Here is a 16,991-nt window from a genome sequence, read left to right as displayed (position 1 = left end):
GCGTACCGCTGGTGCTCCGGTGCGTGTGCGGTGCCCGTCCCCGCACTGCGCCCGGCGGTACGGAAGAGCCTAGAACGCCTCTGCGCTGGTGGGGAGATCATTTGCGTCATTGCCTGCTCCAGCCGTGGCCCGAAAAGCAGTCGGCTGCGGGTACCCCGGTTCGGGTACCCGCAGCCGTTCCGGTTTTACAGGTACTGTCCGGTGTTCGCCACCGTGTCGATGGAGCGGCCGGTGTCGGAGCCCTGCTTTCCGGTGATCAGGGTGCGGATGTAGACGATCCGTTCGCCCTTCTTTCCGGAGATGCGGGCCCAGTCGTCGGGGTTGGTGGTGTTGGGCAGGTCCTCGTTCTCCTTGAACTCGTCCACGCAGGCCTGGAGGAGGTGGGAGACGCGGAGGCCCTTCTGGTTCTTCTCGAGGAAGTCCTTGATCGCCATTTTCTTGGCGCGGCCCACGATGTTTTCGATCATGGCGCCGGAGTTGAAGTCCTTGAAGTAGAGGACTTCCTTGTCGCCGTTGGCGTAGGTGACCTCCAGGAAGCGGTTCTCCTCGGTTTCGGCGTACATGTGTTCCACTGCCGTCTGGATCATGCTCTGGACGGTGGTGGTCTTGTCTCCGCCGTGTTCGCCGAGGTCGTCGCCGTGCAGGGGGAGGCGTTCGGTGAGGTACTTGCCGAAGATGTCCTTGGCCGCTTCGGCGTCCGGGCGCTCGATCTTGATCTTCACGTCGAGCCGGCCGGGTCGCAGGATGGCGGGGTCGATCATGTCCTCGCGGTTGGAGGCGCCGATCACGACCACGTTCTGGAGGCCTTCCACGCCGTCGATCTCGGCGAGCAGCTGCGGGACGATGGTGTTCTCCACGTCGGAGCTGACGCCGGAGCCGCGGGTGCGGAAGAGGGATTCCATCTCGTCGAAGAAGACGATGACGGGGGTTCCTTCGCTGGCCTTCTCGCGGGCTCGCTGGAAGACGAGGCGGATCTGCCGTTCGGTCTCGCCGACGTACTTGTTGAGGAGCTCGGGGCCCTTGATGTTGAGGAAGAAGCTCTTGCCGGCGGCCTGGCCGGTGACCTCGGCGACCTTCTTGGCGAGTGAGTTGGCGACGGCCTTGGCGATGAGCGTCTTGCCGCATCCGGGGGGCCCGTACAGCAGGACGCCCTTGGGCGGCCGCAGTTCGTGCTCCTTGAACAGGTCGGGGTAGAGGTAGGGGAGCTCGACGGCGTCGCGGATGGCTTCGATCTGGCCGCCGAGGCCGCCGATCTGCTCGTAGCCGATGTCGGGGACCTCTTCGAGGACGAGTTCCTCGACCTCGCTCTTGGGGACGATCTCGTAGACGTAGCCGGAGCGGGGTTCGAGCAGCAGGGCGTCGCCGGGCCGGATGGTGACGTCGAGCAGGGGCTCGGCGAGTCGTACGACTCGTTCTTCGTCGGTGTGTCCGAGAACCAGGGCGCGCTCGCCGTCCTCGAGGATCTCCTTGAGGGTGACGATGTCGCCGACGCGCTCGAATTCCATGGCGTCGACCACGTTGAGCGCTTCGTTGAGCATCACTTCCTGGCCGCGTCGGAGCTCGTCGAGCTCGACGCTGGGGCTGACGTTCACGCGGAGTTTGCGGCCTCCGGTGAAGATGTCGGCCGTGCCGTCCTCGTTCGCCGCGAGGAAGACTCCGAAGCCGGCCGGCGGCTGGGCGAGCCGGTCGACTTCCTCCTTGAGGGCCACGATCTGGTCGCGGGCTTCGCGGAGTGTGTTGGCGAGTCGCTCGTTCTGGGCGGACACGCCGGCCAGGTTGGTCTGCAGCTCGACGATCCGCTCTTCGAGAATCCTCGTGTGTCGCGGAGAGTCGGCGAGCTTACGTCGCAGGACGGCGATCTCCTGCTCAAGGTAGGCGATCTGCCCGGCCGGGTCGTCGGACCCTCGTCCCGGGCGGATGCCGCGGTTCATGTCGTCGTCGTGGGCTGCCACGGTCCTCACCTCCTCCAAGGGGAGCTGGACGCTTCCAGACCCTACCTGGGTGGGTGTCGATTGAAACCCCTAGATCACAAAGACTGTCGGGGTGTGTCCGATCTTCACCCTTGCGCTCTCCCTCACGCCAGGGGAATACCCACCGAACATGATTGGAAAGCTGCCGACGGTAGGGTCGAAGTGTTCAACACCCGTCAGAGCCTGCATCGTTCCCGGGCGGCTCGGCAGTAAACGGCAGGAGATATGGGAGTGCAGCAGGAGGCCGGTGTCGGCGGCGAGGCGCTGGAGGTCTGGATCGATCAGGATCTCTGTACCGGCGATGGCATCTGTGCGCAGTATGCGCCGGAGGTGTTCGAGCTGGACATCGATGGTCTGGCGTATGTGAAGGGGGCTGGGGAGGAGCTTTTGCAGGAGCGTGGGGCGACGACGCCGGTGCCGCTTCCGTTGTTGACGGATGTGGTGGACTCGGCGCGGGAGTGTCCGGGCGAGTGCATCCATGTGCGAAGGGTTTCGGACAGGGTGGAGGTGTTCGGTCCGGACGCGGAGTGAGGGTTCGCGCACGGTCCGTCACGGCTGTCTGATTTCTCACAGCGTGGGGTGGTGGGGGTCAGACGCTGTGGGTACCGGAGGGTGTCGTGCGGACGAACGTGTTGTCCTTCCACTGCCACTTGGCGCTGTCCTTGACGTCGGGGCAGCAACTGGGCACGTCGGCCGAGGAGTAGCCGAGGAGTGTGGCGAGGACGGTGCCGTCGGTGATGGAGAGGCTGGTGACGGTGGTGCGGCTCTGGGGGTCGACGAGGGTGGCGACCACGCGTGCGTGGGTGGCGTCGGCGGCCTGGGTGAGGACGTAGACGCCGTCGGGCGGGGTGCCCATGGGGGCGTCGCAGTGGACGGCGGCGACGGTTTCGGGGCGGCCGTCGCCGTCGAGATCGCCGGAAGCCTGTTTCTGGACGAGGGCTTTGACCGGGCCGCAGTCGATCGGGAAGTCGACGCCGGTGGTGGCGGGGGCGGCGGCGGGTGTGGTCGGGGTGTCGGGGGCGGTCGGCTGGGCGGCCGTCGCCGGGTGGGGCTGGAGGACCGAGGAGAGGGCGACGACGCCGGCCACGGCGGTGGCGGTCGCGAGCCAGTGGATCGGCCGGGTGTGGGTGTGTGCCAGTTCCGGGACGGCGGGTTGCACTAGGAGCGTCTCCTGTGAGGGCTGTGCCGCTGGGGGTGGCCAGCATCGTGCCACACGTCACAGTGCGGGGGAACGGCGGGGGGCGGGGTGCCGGTGGGGGGTGTCAACGTGAGGGCGCCGTGGTCGAGTTCCGGGGGTGTGCGGGGAACTCGGCCACGGCGCCGATGCGTTGACGTGGTGGGCGGCGGTGTCAGCGGCCGGTGCCGCCGTCGGCGTTGGGGCCGGCGTAGTCCTCGCCGTAGGCGCCCTTGGCGGGGCGGCGGCGGCGCATGGGCGGTTCGACGCCGTCGGCGAGGCGGCGTGCGGTGAGGAGGAAGCCGGTGTGGCCGATCATGCGGTGGTCCGGGCGGACGGCGAGGCCCTCGATGTGCCAGTTGCGGATCATCGTCTCCCAGGCGGTCGGCTCGTTGAAGGAGCCGATCTCGCGGATGGACTCGACGGTCCGGGCGAGCTGGGTGGTGGTGGCGACGTAGCAGCAGAGGATGCCGCCGGGGACGAGGGCCTTGGAGACGGCTTCCAGGCATTCCCAGGGGGCGAGCATGTCGAGGATGACGCGGTCGACGTCGGTGTCGCTCAGGTTGTCCTGGAGGTCGCCGACGGTGAGCTGCCAGGCGGGGTGGGGGCCGCCGAAGTAGCGTTCGACGTTCTGCCGGGCGATGTCGGCGAAGTCCTCGCGGCGCTCGTAGGAGTGCAGCATGCCCTGGTCGCCGATGGCGCGCAGCAGGAAGCTGCTGAGGGAGCCGGAGCCGACGCCGGCTTCGACGACGCGTGCGCCGGGGAAGATGTCGGCGAAGGCGAGGATCTGCCCCGCGTCCTTGGGGTAGACGACGGCTGCCCCGCGGGGCATGGACAGGACGTAGTCGGGGAGCAGGGGGCGCAGCGCGAGGTAGGCGACGTTCCCGGTGGTGCGGACAACGCTGCCCTCGGGTGCGCCGATCAGTTCGTCGTGCGGGAAGGAACCCTTGTGGGTGTGGAAGTTCTTTCCGGCTTCGAGCGTGAACGTGTAGTGGCGGCCCTTGGGGTCGGTCAGCTGTACCTGGTCCCCGACCTTGAAGGGCCCGCGCCTGCGGGCGGCACCGGTCGGTTCGGACATGTGAACAGCCTACCGGCGTTTGCGGGGGCCGCCGACCACGGTTCGGGGAGGGTGGTGCTCAGCTGGGGCGGGCCATCGCCTTGACGAAGGCGCGCTCGACGTCGGCGGCGGAGAGGACGCCGTAGATCTCTCCGGTCTCCTCGACGACGAGGTATTCGGTGGCGGGAGCGGCGCGCAGGGCGTCGAGCAGGTCTTCTCCGGCGAGTTCGGCGGAGACGCGCATGCCGTCGGTGAGGTCCTGGGCGAGGCCGCTGACGGGGACCCAGGGGCGGCGGTGTTCGGGGATGCCGACGATGGCGGCTTCGCGGACCAGGGAGAGGGGTTCGCCGTGGGCGTCGACGACGACGAGGGCGCGGGCTCCGGCGTCGTTGGCGCGGCGGAGGGCTTCGGAGAGGGAGGTGTCGGATTCGACGGGGACGGCTCGGCGGGTGAGGGTGCGGGCGCGCAGCTCGGGGAGGTGTTCGCGCAGGCGGGCCATGCGGAGGCTGTTGCCGGCGCCGGTCCAGATGATGGCGGCGAGGATGGCGGCGAGCAGGGCGTCGAGGACGGTGTCCATGCCGACGCTGTCCTCGGCGGATTCTCCGAGGGCTCCGGACTGGGTGAGCAGGGGCAGTCCGATGAGGACGGAGACGGCGAGGGCGCGGCCGACCCAGGCGGCGGCGACGGTGCCGCTCATGGGTTTGCCGGTGATCTTCCAGACGACGGCGCGGAGCATGCGTCCGCCGTCGAGGGGGAGGCCGGGCAGGAGGTTGAAGATCGCCACGATGAGGTTGGAGATCATCAGGCCGGCGAGGAGGACGCCGGGGACGGTGCCGGGTTCCACGGGCTGGAGGGCGAGGTAGAAGAGGCCGGCGAGGACGAGGGAGAGGAGGGGGCCGACGAAGGCCAGCCAGAACTCGCGGCCGGGGGTCTCGGCTTCCTTCTCGATCTCGGAGACGCCGCCGAAGAACTGGAGCTGGATGCGGCGGACGGGGAGTTTGAAGCGGAGGGCGGCGACCGTGTGGGCGAGTTCGTGGACGAGGACGGAGGCGTAGAAGGCGACCGCGAAGAAGAGGGAGACGAGGTAGCGGGCGGCGCCGAGGTCGGGCAGGACGCGTTCGAGCTGGCCGCCGAAGACCCAGGTGATGAGGGCGGCGACGAGGAACCAGCTGGGGGCGACGTAGACGGGGACGCCGAAGGGGCGTCCCATGAGCAGGCCACCGCGGGCCTCCGGGGGGCGCTGGGGCGGGCGGCCCTTGGCGGGGGGCTCGCCGAGGGCGGGTGCGGGGGTGGTGGTGTGGGCGTGGGCGTGGGGGTGGTGGGGGTGGCGGTCTGTGGGGGTGGTGGGGCTGGTGGGGGCTGTGGGGGTGGCTGGGGTGGGGTCGGCGGCGGAGGGGGCTGCCGTGGTGGCGCTCGGGCTGCTTTCCCGCGCCCCGGCCGTGTCCTTCCCGGTGTGGCTGTCGCCCTTGGCGGTGGTGCCCGTCTCGGCCGTGCCCGTGTTGCCGGTGCCCGTGTGGCCGGTGCCCGTCTCGGTGGTGCCCGTCTCGGCGGGGCGTGTTTCGGCCGTGTCCGTCTCGGTGGTGCCCGTCTCGGCCGGGCGGGTTTCGGCCGTGTCCGTTTCGGTCCCGGCCGTGGTGTCCTGGTCCGTCGGGTTCGGGGGGGTGGCCGGTGTGGGCGGTGCCTCCGGTGGGGTGGGGTCGGTGGTCCGGGGCGCAGGTGTCACGGGGCGCTCGGCCGACTCGTCGCTGTCCGGCCGCGGCCGCCCGCTCCCGCCGCTTTCCACCACGGTGTCCCCTCGATCGAAGCGTCTCCCGCTCCTGCCGGGCGGAAGGGTCTCGCTACCGATGGTATGCGGCCGTCGGGACGCGTTCCGCCCCGGCACCCCCGTGTTTCCCGGCCGTCGCCGGTGTCCGCCGGCCGCGGGCTGGGTGACTGTCGGTGGCGGGCCGTAAGGTCTGTGGCATGGAGAGCAGCAGCGAGGGTGTCGCCGAGGCGGGCGACGGGGGTGTCGTGCGGGTTCCGCCGCGGGCGGGGGCGGCGCAGGTGGTGGCGGACGGCGGTCGCAAGACGTACGTCGCCATACCGCCCGCCTCGCTCTCGCCGTCGCGGGCCGGGGACTTCATGCAGTGCCCGCTGCTGTACCGGTTCCGGGTGATCGACCGGCTGCCGGAGAAGCCGAGTCCGGCGGCGACGCGGGGGACGCTGGTGCACGCGGTGCTGGAGCGTTTGTTCGATTCACCGGCGGCCGAGCGGACCGCGCCGCGTGCCAAGGCCTTGGTTCCCGGGCAGTGGGACCGGCTGCGCGCGTCCCGGCCGGAGGTGGTGGAGCTGTTCGCCGACGATCCGCGGGGCGAGCGGCTGGCGGGGTGGCTGGCGGAGGTGGAGCGGCTGGTCGAGCGGTGGTTCACGCTGGAGGATCCGACGCGGCTGGAGCCCGCCGAGCGGGAGCTGTTCGTCGAGGCGGAGCTGGAGTCGGGGCTGACGCTGCGCGGGATCATCGACCGGGTCGACGTGGCGCCCACCGGGGAGGTCCGGATCGTCGACTACAAGACGGGCAAGGCGCCGCGGCCGGAGTACGCCGAGGGCGCGCTGTTCCAGATGAAGTTCTACGCCCTGGTGGTCTGGCGGCTGAAGAAGGTGATCCCGCGCCGGCTGCAACTGGTGTACCTGGGCAGTGGGGACGTGCTGACCTACGATCCGGTCCTCGCCGACCTGGAGCGGGTGGAGCGCAAGCTGCTCGCGCTGTGGGAGGCGATCCGGGAGGCGACGGAGACGGGTGACTGGCGGCCCAGGCCGACGAAGCTGTGCGGCTGGTGCGATCACCGGGAGCACTGTCCGGAGTTCGGGGGTACTCCCCCGCCGTATCCGCTGCCGGTGAGGGCGCCCGGGTCGGGCGCTGTGGAGCAGGGCAGAATGGGGCCGGACTAGCGAAGGAGACTTACGTGGCCATCCGCGTCCTACTGGTCGACGACCAGCCGCTGCTGCGTACCGGCTTCCGGATGATCCTGGAGGCGGAGCAGGACATCGCGGTGGTCGGCGAGGCCGGCGACGGCTTGCAGGCCCTCGACCAGGTGCGGGCCCTCCAGCCCGACGTGGTTCTGATGGACATCCGCATGCCCCGGATGGACGGGGTCGAGGCGACGCGGCAGATCACGGGGCCGGGGCGGGACGGCCCGGCGAAGGTGCTGGTGCTGACCACGTTCGACCTCGACGAGTACGTGGTGGAGGCGCTGCGCGCGGGCGCCAGTGGCTTCCTGCTGAAGGACGCCCCGGCCACCGAGCTGGTGCAGGCGATCCGGGTGGTGGCCGCCGGTGAGGCGTTGCTGGCGCCGAGCATCACGCGCCGGCTGCTGGACAAGTACGCCACGCATCTGCCGTCCGGTGACGAGCCGGTGCCGGACACGCTGCACACGCTGACCGACCGCGAGGTCGAGGTGCTGAAGCTGGTGGCGCGGGGGCTGTCGAACGCCGAGATCGCCGCCGACCTGTTCGTCAGCGAGACGACGGTGAAGACGCATGTGGGGCATGTGCTGACCAAGCTGGGGCTGCGTGACCGGGTGCAGGCCGCGGTGTACGCGTACGAGAGCGGACTGGTGCGCCCGGGCGCGCAGTAGTCGCCCGCGGGTACGGCAGAGGGCGCCCCTCCGGGAGGAGGGGCGCCCTTCGTGTGTGCCGGGGGCGGTGTGCCGGGGTCAGCCGCTGACGCCGCGGGCGAGCTCCCACAGCTGGAGGGTGGCGGAGGAGTTGAGGACGTACGCGGTGCCGGTGATGTCGTCACGGGAGGCGACGTACTGCTTGCCCTGCCACAGGGGGATGATCGGGACGTCCTCGGCCACGATGTCCTGAATCGCCGTCAGGTTGGCGGCGGCGGAGAGGCGGTCGGCCTCGCGGCGGGAGTCGGGGATGAGGGTGTCGGTGATCTCGCTGTTGCTGTACGGGGACTTGAGGAAGTTGTCCTTGTCGAGGAACGGCGCGAGGAAGTTGTCGGCGTCGGGGAAGTCGGGGAACCAGCCCATGCCGTAGACCGCGTACTCGCCCTTGCGCTCGGCGGGGATGAAGGTGTCCCAGGCGGCGCCCTCGATGGAGACGTCGAAGAGGCCGCTGTCGTTGAGCTGCTTCTGGAGCTGCTCGAACTCCTTCTTGGTGGCCGTGCCGTAGTGGTCGGTCGTGTAGTTCAGCGTCAGCTTCACCGGGGTGCTGACGTCGGCCTCCTCCAGCAGCTCCTTGGCCTTGTCGGCGCTCGGGTCGCCGTAGGTGTTGAAGAAGGAGTTGGAGTGGCCGGTGACGGTGGCCGGGACCAGGGAGTACAGCGGTTCGGCCTGGGTGCCGTAGACCTCGGAGACGAGTTCGCTGCGGTCGATGAGCTGGGCCATGGCCTGGCGGACGGCCTTGCTCTTCACCACGGGGGCGGAGGTGTTGAAGGCGAGGTAGCGGATCTCGAGGCCGGCCACCTCGACGAGGTCCTCGTCGTTGTCCGCGGCGGCGTCGGAGAGGGTGTCGATCTGCTCCGGCGACATGGTGCGGGTCATGACGTCGATGTCGCCGTCGTCGAGGGCGGTGCCCATGGCGTCGGCGTCCGTGAAGGAGAGGATCTCGACCTTGTCGTTCTTCACGTCCAAGGTCCCCTTGTAGTTGGGGTTCTTGGTGAAGACGGCCCGGGTCATCTCGTCGCCCTCGGTCTCCGCGGAGAGGGTGTAGGGGCCCGAGCCGTCGACGGCGAAGCCCTCGCGCAGCTTGCCCTTGTCGTAGTCGTCGGGGTTGACGATGCCGGCGACCGGGGTGGACAGCTTGAAGGGGAAGGTGGCGTCGGCGGTCTTGAGGTGGAAGATGACCTTGTCGTCGCCCTGGGTCTCGACCGTGTCGATGGTGGACAGCAGGGCGAACACGCCGGAGTCCGCCTTGATGGCGCGGGCGCGGTCGATGGAGAACTTCACGTCCTCGGCGGTGATGGCGTCCCCGTTGGAGAACTTCAGGCCGCTGCGCAGCGTGCAGGCGTAGCGCTCGTTGCCGCTGTCGGTGAAGCCGCAGCTCTCGGCGGCCTCCGGGACGGGGTCGCCCTCGCCCTTGGGCTGGATCATCAGGGTCTGCACGGTCTGGCGCAGGATGTTCCAGGTGCCGACGTCGTAGGAGTAGGCCGGGTCGAGCGGCGCCGGGGCGTCCTTGGTGGCGCTGAACCGGTCGGTGGTGCCCACGACGATGGCGTCGCCGCCGCTCCCGCTGTCGGTCCCGCCGCACGCGGCGAGCACGGGCGCGAGCAGACCGACCACGGCCGGCAGCACCAGAGTCTTGCGGTTCATGCTCGAGTTTCTCCAGAACTGTCAAGTCCGTGTACCCGGCATGCAGGGGTGTGGCAGCGGATCACGGGGTGGGGGCGATGTTCTCGCGATGAGATTAGTCCGCGCTCGCAGGACGGTTGACGCTCACCGGAGTTGAATGCCCATCACGCAGCGGAATCGGGTGTGGACGCACGGAAAAGCCGACTGGGGAATGATTCGTGCAGCGTCCCATCAATCGGGACACAAGGGCACGCCCACTCCGCCCGAACGGAGGTGGACAGCACAGGGAGAGCCTCCTGTCGACCCCCTTCGGGGTGGTGAAGGTCACATGTTCGACGAGGTGTGGGGGGTGCGCAATTCAGCTGTCGGTGATGATCCGAATTCACCGCGCACACGCGCCGAATTTCCGCCGCAATCGATGATGCACGCTGGGTGAACGGCTATCGCATGTCCGTTGTCGAGGGATCACCGATGATCGACCGGTCGGTCATCGGAGCGGCATCAGATCGCGCAGGAATGTCAGGTCGACCTCTTCCAGCGAGGTCACGACGGTGCGTCCGGCGGCCGGGGCGATGGGGGCCACGGAGGGCACGGCGACGACGTGGCAGCCCGCCGCCTCGGCCGCGGCCACGCCGGTGGCGGTGTCCTCGATCACGGCGCACCGGGCGGGGTCCGCGCCGAGTCCGGCGGCGGCGAACAGGTAGGGGTCGGGGTGCGGCTTGGTGCGCGCCACCTCGTCGCCGGCGACGGTGAGGGCGAAGTGCTGGGCGCCCAGTGAGGTGAGGACGCGGTCGATGATGCGCCGGTGCGAGGCGGAGACGAGGGCCGTGGGGATCTCGTGCTCGGACAGTTCGGCCAGCAGTCGGGCGGCCCCCGGCATCAGCGGCAGGGCGCGTCCGATGCGCTCCTCGAACCCCTCGTTGAGCAGGACGGTGAGCTCGTCGAGGGTGATGTCGGCGCCGGTCGCCTCGATCAGGAAGCCCGCGCTGCGGGCCATGGGGCCGCCGACCACGACGTGGCGCCAGGAGTCGTCCAGGGTGTGGCCGAGTCCAGCGAAGACCTCTGCCTCGACGTCCCACCAGAAGCCCTCGGTGTCCACCAGGGTGCCGTCCATGTCGAGGAGCACGGCCTGGAGGGCGGAGCCCTCGGCCGTACGGGTTCCTAGGGCGGGAACCGTGCTGGTCATCCGCGTACCTCCTTGAGGGACGAGCAGGCCGGTTCCCGCTGGGGGAACCGGCCTGCAGTGGACCGACCAGTGTACGGCGTGCCGGACCGGTGTGCCGGGTGAGGCGGGCTTCACCGTGGGTGGGGAGCCGCGGGGGTCACCGTGGGTGGGGCCCCGCGGAGGTCACCGTGGGTGGGGCCCGGCGGGGGTCACCGTGGGTGGGGCCCGGCGGGGGTCACCGTGCGTTGAAGTACTTCGCCTCGGGGTGGTGGATGACGATGGCGTCGGTGGACTGCTCGGGGTGGAGCTGGAACTCCTCCGACAGCCGGACCCCGATCCGCTCGGGCCGCAGCAGTTCGGCGATCTTGGAGCGGTCCTCCAGGTCGGGGCAGGCGCCGTAGCCGAGGGAGAAGCGGGCGCCTCGGTACTTCAGGGCGAACATGTCCTGGATGTCGGCCGGGTCCTCGCCGGCGAAGCCCAGTTCGGAGCGCACGCGCGCGTGCCAGTACTCGGCGAGGGCCTCGGCCAGCTGCACGGACAGTCCGTGCAGTTCGAGGTAGTCGCGGTAGGAGTTCGCCTCGAAGAGCTTGGCGGTCTCCTCGCCGATGCGGGAGCCGACGGTGACGACCTGGAGGCCGACGACGTCGGTCTCGCCGGACTCCTGCGGGCGGAAGAAGTCGGCGAGGCACAGGCGGCGGCCGCGGCGCTGGCGGGGGAAGGTGAAGCGGGTGCGCTCGTTGCCGTGCTCGTCCAGGAGGATCAGGTCGTCGTCCTTGGACACGCAGGGGAAGTAGCCGTAGACGACGGCGGCCTCGAGGAGGTTGTCGGTCTGGAGCCGGTCCAGCAGGCCGCGCAGGCGCGGCCGGCCCTCGGTCTCCGCGAGTTCCTCGTACGTCGGTCCGTCGCCGGTGCGGGCCTGCTTCAGGCCCCACTGGCCCTTGAAGAGGGCGCCCTCGTCCAGCCAGGAGGCGTACTCCTTGAGCTGGATGCCCTTGATGACGCGGGTGCCCCAGAACGGGGGCTCGGGGACCGGGTTGTCGGTGGCGACGTCGGAGCGGACGTGGCCCTCCTCGGGGCGCTCCTCCACCTCGGTCGCGGCGGCCGGGCGGACCCGGCGCTGCTTCAGTTCCGGCAGCTTGGCGCCGGGCACGCCGCGCTTGACGCCGATGAGGGCGTCCATCAGGCGCAGTCCCTCGAAGGCGTCGCGGGCGTAGCGGACCTCGCCCTCGTAGACCTCGTGGAGGTCCTGTTCGACGTAGGCGCGGGTCAGGGCGGCGCCGCCGAGGATGACCGGGTAGTCGGTGGCCAGGCCGCGCTGGTTGAGCTCCTCCAGGTTCTCCTTCATGATCACCGTGGACTTGACCAGGAGCCCGGACATGCCGATGACGTCGGCGCGGTGTTCCTCGGCGGCTTCGAGGATCGCGGCGACCGGCTGCTTGATGCCGAGGTTGACGACGTTGTAGCCGTTGTTGGACAGGATGATGTCGACGAGGTTCTTGCCGATGTCGTGGACGTCGCCGCGGACGGTGGCCAGGACGATGGTGCCCTTGCCCTCGGTGTCGGACTTCTCCATGTGCGGTTCGAGGTGGGCGACGGCGGCCTTCATGACCTCGGCGGACTGGAGGACGAACGGCAGCTGCATCTGGCCGGAGCCGAACAGGTCGCCGACGACCTTCATGCCGTCCAGGAGGGTCTCGTTGACGATGTCGAGGGCCGGGCGGCTCAGCAGGGCCTCGTCGAGGTCGGCCTCCAGGCCGTTGCGCTCGCCGTCGATGATGCGGCGCTTGAGGCGCTCCTCCAGCGGCAGGGCGGCGAGTTCCTCGGCCTTGCCGGCCTTCAGGGACTTGGCGGTGGCGCCCTCGAAGAGCTGCATGAGCTTCTGGAGGGGGTCGTAGCCCTCGGCGCGGCGGTCGTGGATCAGGTCCAGGGCGGTCTGGACCTCCTCCTCGCTGAAGCGGGCGATGGGCAGGATCTTCGACGCGTGGACGATCGCCGAGTCCAGGCCCGCCTTGACGCATTCGTCGAGGAAGACGGAGTTGAGCAGGATGCGGGCGGCCGGGTTGAGGCCGAAGGAGATGTTCGACAGGCCGAGGGTGGTCTGCACGTCGGGGTGGCGGCGCTTGAGCTCGCGGATCGCCTCGATGGTGGCGATGCCGTCCTTGCGGGACTCCTCCTGACCGGTGCAGATGGTGAAGGTCAGGGTGTCGATGAGGATGTCCTCCTCGCGGATGCCCCAGTTCCCGGTGAGGTCGTCGATGAGCCGTTCGGCGATCTCGACCTTCTTCTCGGGGGTGCGGGCCTGGCCCTCCTCGTCGATGGTGAGGGCGATCAGCGCGGCGCCGTGCTCCCGGGCCAGCCGGGTGACCCGGGCGAACCGCGACTCGGGCCCGTCGCCGTCCTCGTAGTTGACGGAGTTGATGACGGCGCGGCCGCCGAGCTTCTCCAGGCCCGCCTCGATGACGTCGACCTCGGTGGAGTCCAGCACGATCGGCAGGGTGGAGGCGGTGGCGAGGCGGCCGGCGAGTTCCTCCATGTCGGTGACGCCGTCGCGGCCGACGTAGTCGACGCAGAGGTCGAGCATGTGCGCGCCCTCGCGGATCTGCTCGCGGGCCATCTCCACGCAGTCGTCCCAGCGGGCCTCCAGCATGGCCTCGCGGAACTTCTTGGAGCCGTTGGCGTTGGTGCGCTCGCCGATGGCCAGGTAGGAGGTGTCCTGGCGGAAGGGGACGGTCTGGTAGAGGGAGGCGGCGCCCGGTTCGGGGCGGGGGCTGCGCTGGACGGGGCTGAGACCGCGGACGCGCTCGACGACCTGGCGCAGGTGCTCGGGGGTGGTGCCGCAGCAGCCGCCGACCAGGGACAGGCCGTAGTCGCGGACGAAGTTCTCCTGGGCGTCGGCCAGCTCCGGGGCGGTCAGCGGGTAGCTGGCGCCGTCCTTGCCGAGGACCGGCAGGCCCGCGTTGGGCATGCAGGCGAGCGGGATGCGGGCGTTGCGGGCCAGGTAGCGCAGGTGCTCGCTCATCTCGGCGGGGCCGGTGGCGCAGTTCATGCCGATCATGTCGATGCCGAGCGGCTCCAGGGCCGTCAGGGCGGCGCCGATCTCGGAGCCGAGCAGCATGGTGCCGGTGGTCTCGACGGTGACGGAGACGATCAGCGGCACGTCCAGGCCGGCGCTCTCGCGGGCGCGGTGGGCGCCGAGCACGGCGGCCTTGGTCTGGAGCAGGTCCTGGGTGGTCTCGACGATGAGCGCGTCGGCGCCGCCGGCGATGAGTCCCTCGGCGTTCTGCTGGTAGGCGTCGCGCAGGGTGCGGTAGGCGACGTGGCCGAGGGTGGGCAGCTTGGTGCCGGGGCCGATCGAGCCCAGCACCCAGCGGGTGCGGCCGTCGCGGCCGGCGAAGGCGTCGGCGGTCTCGCGGGCGATGCGGGCGCCGGCCTCGGACAGCTCGTACACCCGCTCGGGGATGTCGTACTCGGCCATGGCCGCGAAGTTGGCGCCGAAGGTGTTGGTCTCGACGCAGTCCACGCCGGCGTCGTAGTAGGCCTCGTGGACGGAGCGGACGATGTCCGGCCGGGTGACGTTGAGGATCTCGTTGCAGCCCTCCAGGTTCTCGAAGTCCTCGAGGGTGGGCTCCTGGGCCTGGAGCATGGTGCCCATGGCTCCGTCGGCCACCACCACGCGGGTGGCGAGGGCCTCGCGGAGCGCGGACACGCGGGTCCGGCTGTCGGCGGAAAGGGTCGGCGGCACTGAGGCCATGGAGGGGCTCCCTTGGATGCGACGGCTGTCGGCTTTGCGTCACCTCGGAAATGCGCGCGACAACGCTTCCCGAGGACGGCGCACGCCGCCAGGGTATCCGGGACCGTGGGCTTATGGTTCGGGGCGTCCACGGGACGGACCAGGACGGCGGTCCGGGCCGCCGTGGGACGCGCGTGGCGTGAAGACGTATCGACCGACCGTTGGCGGGAGGTCGGCAAGGACCGGTAGTGTTCGACATTGCCGAACGACGGTGGCGCATGCCGCTCGTGGACAGGCGATGGGGACGGAGGCAGGACGGCGATGGCACGGAACATCCAGTCGCTCGAACGGGCGGCCGCGATGCTGCGGCTGCTCGGGGGCGGCGAGCGACGGCTGGGTCTGTCGGACATCGCCTCCGCCCTGGGCCTGGCCAAGGGCACCGCCCACGGCATCCTGCGCACCCTCCAGCAGGAGGGGTTCGTCGAGCAGGACGAGGCCTCGGGGCGCTACCAGCTGGGCGCGGAGCTGCTGCGCCTGGGCACCACCTACCTCGACGTGCACGAGCTGCGGGCGCGCGCGCTGGTGTGGACGGACGACCTGGCCCGCTCCAGCGGCGAGAGCGTCCATCTGGGGGTGCTGCACCAGCAGGGCGTGCTGATCGTGCACCACGTCTTCCGGCCCGACGACAGCCGGCAGGTCCTGGAGATCGGGGCCATGCAGCCGCTGCACTCCACGGCCCTGGGCAAGGTGCTGTCCGCCTACGACCCGGTCGCGCACAGCGAGGCGCTGGAGGCCGACCGCAAGCCGTTCACCGAGCGCACGGTGTGCGAGCTGGAGGACTTCGAGCAGCTCCTCGACATCACGCGCGCGCGGGGCTACGCGGCGGACGTGGAGGAGACCTGGGAGGGGGTCGCCTCCATCGCCGCGCCGATCCACGACCGGCGGCGGATGCCGGTGGGCGCGGTGGGCATCACCGGCGCGGTGGAGCGGGTGTGCCGGGAGGGCGAGCTGCGGCCCGAGCTGGTCGCGGCGGTGCGCGACTGCGCCCGCGCGGTGTCGCGGGATCTGGGCGCGGCACGGTTCTGAGCGGCGGGCCGCCGCCGCGGGGCGGATCGGCGGCCGCCGGTACACGCAGGTGAGCGGACCGGGACGACGGAGGTCGTCCCGGCTTTCGCCGTGCCCGGGGCGTGAGGCGGGGCGGGGTACGGGGGCGGGGACGGCGGCGGGCGGCCGAGGCGACGGCGTGGACCCGGGCGCTGCGGCGGGCCCGGGCGCGGGCACCAGCCCGGGCACGGCAGCGGGTCCGGGTCCCGACGCGGGCGCCGGCTCACGCACGGCAGCGGGTCCGGACGCCAGCCCGGGCACGGCAGCGGGTCCGGACGCGGGCACAGCGGGCGCCGGCTCACGCACGGCAGCGGGCCGAGGCGGGAGTCGGGCTCGGGTGCGGCAGCGGGCCTGGGCGTGGACTTCGGTTCGGGTGCGGCAGCGCGTGCGAAGCGACCGTGCACCGGCCCCCGATCGATAGCCGATTCCGATCAATAACGATCCCGTTTTGGATAACAGAACTCTTGACTCACCCGTCACCCCAGGACAAGACTCCCGTCCATCGGTCGGCATTGTCGAACAGCTACCGGCAATACGCGCTAGAGTGTGACAACGCCAAGGGCCGGCATCGCTCTCATCTCGAGGGCACCGGAAACCCCGGAGGGACCCGGGGTTCGGCTTCCCTGGACGAAGGACAAAGGAGTCGCGGGTGTCCAGCTCCGACATCTTCATAGGCGAGACCATCGGTACCGCCATACTCATCCTGCTCGGCGGTGGCGTCTGCGCCGCCGTGACCCTGAAGGCCTCCAAGGCCCGCAACGCCGGCTGGCTCGCCATCGCCTTCGGGTGGGGTTTCGCCGTCCTCACCGCGGTCTACACCTCCGCACCGCTCTCCGGCGCCCACCTGAACCCCGCGGTCACCCTCGGCATCGCGATCAAGGACGGCGACTGGAGCGACGTCCCGGTCTACTGGGCCGGTCAGCTGCTCGGCGCCATGATCGGCGCGGCCCTGGTGTGGGTCGCCTACCACGGCCAGTTCCACGCGCACCTCACCGACCGGGAGATCGTCGGCGGTCCGGGCGCGCAGGCCACGGCGGCCAAGGCCGTCGAGGCACAGGAGAAGGGCGCGGGCCCGGTGCTCGGCGTCTTCTCCACCGGCCCCGAGATCCGCAACGCGGTCCAGAACCTCGCCACGGAGATCATCGGCACCGTGGTGCTGGTGCTCGCCGTCCTCACCCAGGGCCTCAACGACGACGGCAACGGGCTCGGCCCCCTCGGTGCCCTGATCACCGCGCTCGTGGTGGTGTCCATCGGTCTGTCCCTGGGCGGCCCGACCGGCTACGCGATCAACCCGGCCCGTGACCTCGGCCCGCGCATCGTGCACGCCCTGCTCCCCCTGCCGAACAAGGGCGGCTCCGACTGGAGCTACGCCTGGATCCCGGTCGTCGGCCCGCTGGCCGGCGGGGCGATCGCCGCGGGAATCTACAACCTCGCGTTCGCTTAGGGACATCCGGCCGCCGCCGCACGGCGGCACACGCCATACGCGCCGACCCCCACCACGGAACCTTCAGGAGC

At 70.5% G+C, this 16,991-nt stretch carries 12 protein-coding genes; 5 read left to right on the top strand and 7 right to left on the bottom strand.

Annotation, left to right across the window (positions count from 1 at the left end; genetic code table 11):
• Nucleotides 1-185: 185 nt before the first annotated feature.
• Nucleotides 186-1,952: a proteasome ATPase gene (gene arc, locus ACZ3KJ_RS14835; RefSeq protein WP_389519844.1), complete on the bottom strand. Its 1,767-nt coding sequence runs from the start codon at nt 1,950-1,952 to the stop codon at nt 186-188.
• Nucleotides 1,953-2,195: 243 nt separating this feature from the next.
• Between arc and ACZ3KJ_RS14830 the strand changes: the two genes are divergently transcribed.
• Nucleotides 2,196-2,501, top strand: coding sequence for a ferredoxin (locus ACZ3KJ_RS14830; RefSeq protein ID WP_389519846.1), 306 nt, complete (start codon nt 2,196-2,198; stop codon nt 2,499-2,501).
• A 58-nt stretch (nt 2,502-2,559) separates the two neighbouring features.
• Here ACZ3KJ_RS14830 and ACZ3KJ_RS14825 read toward each other — a convergent pair whose 3' ends face one another.
• The 3 genes from ACZ3KJ_RS14825 to ACZ3KJ_RS14815 all read right to left on the bottom strand — a co-directional run bounded on the left by ACZ3KJ_RS14825 (nt 2,560) and on the right by ACZ3KJ_RS14815 (nt 5,924).
• A complete protein-coding gene (locus tag ACZ3KJ_RS14825) occupies nt 2,560-3,129 on the bottom strand; it encodes a hypothetical protein (protein WP_467527080.1) in 570 nt (189 codons plus the stop codon).
• A gap of 190 nt (nt 3,130-3,319) precedes the next feature.
• The gene (locus ACZ3KJ_RS14820; protein WP_389519850.1) at nt 3,320-4,222 is read right to left on the bottom strand and encodes a tRNA (adenine-N1)-methyltransferase; all 903 of its coding nucleotides are present in this window, start codon (nt 4,220-4,222) and stop codon (nt 3,320-3,322) included.
• Between the two features lie 58 nt (nt 4,223-4,280).
• Entirely contained in the window at nt 4,281-5,924 is a 1,644-nt protein-coding gene (locus ACZ3KJ_RS14815) for a site-2 protease family protein (RefSeq protein WP_467527078.1), read from the bottom strand.
• 239 nt (nt 5,925-6,163) lie between these two features.
• On the opposite strand from ACZ3KJ_RS14815, the gene ACZ3KJ_RS14810 reads away from it, so the two are divergent.
• Both ACZ3KJ_RS14810 and ACZ3KJ_RS14805 read left to right on the top strand, forming a co-directional pair.
• On the top strand, nt 6,164-7,129 hold the full coding sequence (locus ACZ3KJ_RS14810) for a RecB family exonuclease (RefSeq protein ID WP_467527077.1): 966 nt from the start codon (nt 6,164-6,166) through the stop codon (nt 7,127-7,129).
• A gap of 14 nt (nt 7,130-7,143) precedes the next feature.
• Entirely contained in the window at nt 7,144-7,815 is a 672-nt protein-coding gene (locus tag ACZ3KJ_RS14805) for a response regulator (protein ID WP_389519854.1), read from the top strand.
• 78 nt (nt 7,816-7,893) lie between these two features.
• Here the strand turns inward: ACZ3KJ_RS14805 and ACZ3KJ_RS14800 are convergent, their stop codons facing one another.
• The 3 genes from ACZ3KJ_RS14800 to metH all read right to left on the bottom strand — a co-directional run bounded on the left by ACZ3KJ_RS14800 (nt 7,894) and on the right by metH (nt 14,393).
• The gene (locus ACZ3KJ_RS14800; RefSeq protein ID WP_467527075.1) at nt 7,894-9,498 is read right to left on the bottom strand and encodes an ABC transporter substrate-binding protein; all 1,605 of its coding nucleotides are present in this window, start codon (nt 9,496-9,498) and stop codon (nt 7,894-7,896) included.
• A 466-nt stretch (nt 9,499-9,964) separates the two neighbouring features.
• Nucleotides 9,965-10,663, bottom strand: coding sequence for an HAD family hydrolase (locus ACZ3KJ_RS14795; RefSeq protein ID WP_467527073.1), 699 nt, complete (start codon nt 10,661-10,663; stop codon nt 9,965-9,967).
• A 214-nt stretch (nt 10,664-10,877) separates the two neighbouring features.
• Nucleotides 10,878-14,393 carry a methionine synthase gene (gene metH / locus ACZ3KJ_RS14790; RefSeq protein ID WP_467527072.1) on the bottom strand — a complete coding sequence of 1,172 codons (3,516 nt, stop codon included), beginning with the start codon at nt 14,391-14,393 and terminating at the stop codon, nt 10,878-10,880.
• A 300-nt stretch (nt 14,394-14,693) separates the two neighbouring features.
• Here metH and ACZ3KJ_RS14785 point away from each other — a divergent pair, with 300 nt between their 5' ends.
• A complete protein-coding gene (locus tag ACZ3KJ_RS14785; protein WP_401690619.1) occupies nt 14,694-15,458 on the top strand; it encodes an IclR family transcriptional regulator in 765 nt (254 codons plus the stop codon).
• Nucleotides 15,459-16,125: 667 nt separating this feature from the next.
• Nucleotides 16,126-16,920, top strand: coding sequence for an MIP/aquaporin family protein (locus tag ACZ3KJ_RS14780; RefSeq protein ID WP_467527070.1), 795 nt, complete (start codon nt 16,126-16,128; stop codon nt 16,918-16,920).
• Nucleotides 16,921-16,991: the final 71 nt, after the last annotated feature.

Source organism: Streptomyces sp. NPDC003248, from assembly GCF_055563235.1.
Note: the sequence above shows the minus strand (reverse complement) of the source record. Positions and strands in the feature narration are given on the sequence as shown.

What these genes read in the sequence shown, in the direction of transcription:
- ACZ3KJ_RS14830 (WP_389519846.1), top strand. Translation starts at nt 2,196, where the DNA reads ATGGGAGTGCAGCAGGAGGCCGGTGTCGGCGGCGAGGCGCTGGAGGTC.
- ACZ3KJ_RS14820 (WP_389519850.1), bottom strand. Translation starts at nt 4,222, where the DNA reads ATGTCCGAACCGACCGGTGCCGCCCGCAGGCGCGGGCCCTTCAAGGTC.
- ACZ3KJ_RS14810 (WP_467527077.1), top strand. Translation starts at nt 6,164, where the DNA reads ATGGAGAGCAGCAGCGAGGGTGTCGCCGAGGCGGGCGACGGGGGTGTC.
- ACZ3KJ_RS14800 (WP_467527075.1), bottom strand. Translation starts at nt 9,498, where the DNA reads ATGAACCGCAAGACTCTGGTGCTGCCGGCCGTGGTCGGTCTGCTCGCG.
- ACZ3KJ_RS14795 (WP_467527073.1), bottom strand. Translation starts at nt 10,663, where the DNA reads ATGACCAGCACGGTTCCCGCCCTAGGAACCCGTACGGCCGAGGGCTCC.
- metH (WP_467527072.1), bottom strand. Translation starts at nt 14,393, where the DNA reads ATGGCCTCAGTGCCGCCGACCCTTTCCGCCGACAGCCGGACCCGCGTG.
- ACZ3KJ_RS14785 (WP_401690619.1), top strand. Translation starts at nt 14,694, where the DNA reads ATGGCACGGAACATCCAGTCGCTCGAACGGGCGGCCGCGATGCTGCGG.